Genomic DNA, 2,429 nt, shown 5'->3' on the forward strand with positions numbered 1-2,429 from the left:
CCTCTAACTGCGTTTATTTGTATTATTTCGGCGTGCGGACGGAAAAGCTCATCGGTTCCGGGAAATTTCTGGTGCTGTATCTGGTTTCCGGTCTTTGCGGCGGCCTGCTGAGTATCCTTGTGGGCAATGGCGGCGGCGTTTCCATCGGCGCATCCGGTGCCATCTATGGTCTTCTGGGGGCAATGCTCCTGCTGACGAAGAAACGAGGCCCCCGCTATACGGGCATGAATTATGCCACCATGCTGCTTTTGGCGGCAACGGCTATCTGTATCGGTTTCCTGATGCCCGATGTGGATAACATGGCTCATATTGGCGGTTTGGTGGGCGGTATGGCTGTATTTGCCCTGCTTTTGCGGAAGAAATGAGGATAACTTGTGGACAACCTATGGATAACCGATGGAGTTATCCCCAAAAATCCTGTGGATAAGGTGTCAGTTATCCCCAGAAAAAATATGCAACACAAGATGAATATTATAATTTGCCGTAAAATCAAGGAATTTTAACGGGAAATGTGCAAAAAACAGAAAAAGACCCCCTATATCTTGGGGTTACATAATGAGTTATCCCCAAAATTATTGTGGATAACCCCGACTTCCTGTGGATAACCCTGTGGGGAATGTGGAAAAGGAGAATTTTTATGAAGCATATCAAGGATATACAGAATGAATTGCTGGAGGCGGTGCAAACTTCCCCTTATGGCGAAAAGACCATCGTTTTCGGGGAAGGGGCGGAAAATCCTGCCCTTATGATGATCGGCGAAGCACCCGGCGGCGATGAAGAAAAGCAGGGACGGCCCTTCGTGGGCAAGGCGGGGAAAAATCTGTCTGCCTTTCTGGAAGTGGTCGGCCTGAAAAGAGAGGAAATTTATATTTCCAATGTAGTCAAGCTGCGCCCTACCAAGGAAAGCCCCAAAACGGGCAAGGCGGTGAATCGTCCCCCCTCTGCCGATGAAATTGCATTTTTCCTTCCTTATTTACTGGAAGAGATCAAAACCATTTCTCCTAAGGTGGTCGTAACACTGGGCAATGTGCCCCTGAAAGCGGTAACGGGGGAGCGAAAAGCGGTCATTGGGGATTACCATGGCAGGCCTGTAATGTTGGCAGATGGCAGAACCCTCTTTGCCCTGTATCACCCTGCGGCGGTTATCTACAATAGAGCATTGCAGGCAACTTACGATGAAGACTTATTAGAACTGAAAGCCTTTTTGCAGAAAGAAGGATTGGCATGAAGACCGATTTGCAGAAAATCCCATATGTAGGGAAGGAAACAGAAAAAGACCTGCTTTTGCTTGGCTTCGACAGCATCGCATCTTTGAAGGGGGCAGACCCGGAGGCGATGTATCAGAAGGAATGTGAACTGAAGGGCGTGAAGATCGATAGATGCCAGCTGTATGTGTATCGTATGGCGGTGTACTACGCGGAAAATGAAGTCCATGACCCTGAAAAGCTGAAATGGTGGAACTGGAAGGACTGAAAGGGGGAAGCCGATGAACAAACTCTGGAGATGGGAAGAAAAGAGCTATCAGCAGAATAAAAAACGAGAAACCCTATGGATAGCGGCAGTTATCTGCTGGCTGCTTTCTCTGCTGATTACATATCTGATTGGAGAAAAAATGTATGGCGGCGTCATTTCTACAGGTGCATCTTCTTATGCCGCTGTTTCCGTCGGGATGGCCATTGGGATATCTTTGCGTTATGGCCTTGGGAAAGAGCCGAAACCCATGACGGAAAAAAGATGGAGAAATAACTGGATTTTTGTCATCCTCTGGTCTGTCGCTATTGAGGTGTTTGCCATTTTTCAAGGGATGTATGTGCAGGCGGTACAATATGGCTTGGTATTGATTCCGTTGCTTTATCTGGCGAAAGAGGAAAGGAAAGATATTGATAAGGTTTCTCTCGGCGCTTGTGCCCTGCTTTCGGTTGCCTTTGTTTTGACTTTTGCTACCTATATTGCACCCAAAGTTATTGGATTGTGTACGGTGGAAAAGGCAGAGGAAATTGTGGCAGAACAGGGCTATAATGAAGCAGAATATCTGGGCTGGCTTTACGGCAGATGGATGTATCAGGATGCAGTGGATAAATCCTTCTATACAGCAGATATGGAGAAAGAACGATATTACATGATTTTCGGCAGAAAGGATGGCGAGCCTTATCGCTTCCTTATTGACCCCAAAGGCGGTGAAGTTATCTTTTTTGCAACGGAAGCAGAAGAACCAGAACTGGGGATGTGGCATCGTCCAAGGGAACAATAAAAAAGACCCGAAAGGGTCTTTTTTATTGTCATTATGTCAATCTGTTCCATTCGGCTTCCTTGAAGCCAACCAGAACGAAATTATCCCCAATCACCAGAGGTCTTTTCACCAGCATACCGTTGGTGGAAAGCAGTTCGATCTGCTCTTCCTCGCTCATTTCGGGCAGTTTGTCCTTCAG

General features: G+C 47.1%; 5 protein-coding genes. 4 read left to right on the forward strand and 1 reads right to left on the reverse strand.

The features are described 5' to 3' along the window. From IJ369_RS04680 to IJ369_RS04695, 4 genes are all read left to right on the forward strand, one after another. Positions 1-365, forward strand: a 365-nt coding sequence (locus tag IJ369_RS04680) for a rhomboid family intramembrane serine protease (protein WP_290716576.1), incomplete at its 5' end; no start/stop codon positions are given. A gap of 272 nt (positions 366-637) precedes the next feature. Continuing rightward, positions 638-1,228 (forward strand): uracil-DNA glycosylase, encoded by a 591-nt coding sequence (locus IJ369_RS04685; RefSeq protein ID WP_290716578.1) that lies wholly within the window; start codon positions 638-640, stop codon positions 1,226-1,228. Further along, positions 1,225-1,473, forward strand: coding sequence for a helix-hairpin-helix domain-containing protein (locus IJ369_RS04690; RefSeq protein ID WP_290716581.1), 249 nt, complete (start codon positions 1,225-1,227; stop codon positions 1,471-1,473). The genes IJ369_RS04685 and IJ369_RS04690 overlap by 4 nt, the downstream gene beginning before the upstream one ends. 13 nt (positions 1,474-1,486) lie before the next feature. Next, on the forward strand, positions 1,487-2,251 hold the full coding sequence (locus IJ369_RS04695; RefSeq protein ID WP_290716584.1) for a hypothetical protein: 765 nt from the start codon (positions 1,487-1,489) through the stop codon (positions 2,249-2,251). Between the two features lie 31 nt (positions 2,252-2,282). On the opposite strand, the gene IJ369_RS04700 is transcribed toward IJ369_RS04695, so the two are convergent. Then, positions 2,283-2,429: ArsC/Spx/MgsR family protein (locus IJ369_RS04700; RefSeq protein ID WP_290716587.1), on the reverse strand; the 147-nt coding region annotated here is incomplete at its 5' end.

The sequence above is a fragment of the Anaerotignum sp. genome (assembly GCF_017483025.1).
GTDB lineage: Bacteria > Bacillota > Clostridia > Lachnospirales > Anaerotignaceae > Anaerotignum_A.

What these genes read in the sequence shown, in the direction of transcription:
- IJ369_RS04685 (WP_290716578.1), top strand. Translation starts at nt 638, where the DNA reads ATGAAGCATATCAAGGATATACAGAATGAATTGCTGGAGGCGGTGCAA.
- IJ369_RS04690 (WP_290716581.1), top strand. Translation starts at nt 1,225, where the DNA reads ATGAAGACCGATTTGCAGAAAATCCCATATGTAGGGAAGGAAACAGAA.
- IJ369_RS04695 (WP_290716584.1), top strand. Translation starts at nt 1,487, where the DNA reads ATGAACAAACTCTGGAGATGGGAAGAAAAGAGCTATCAGCAGAATAAA.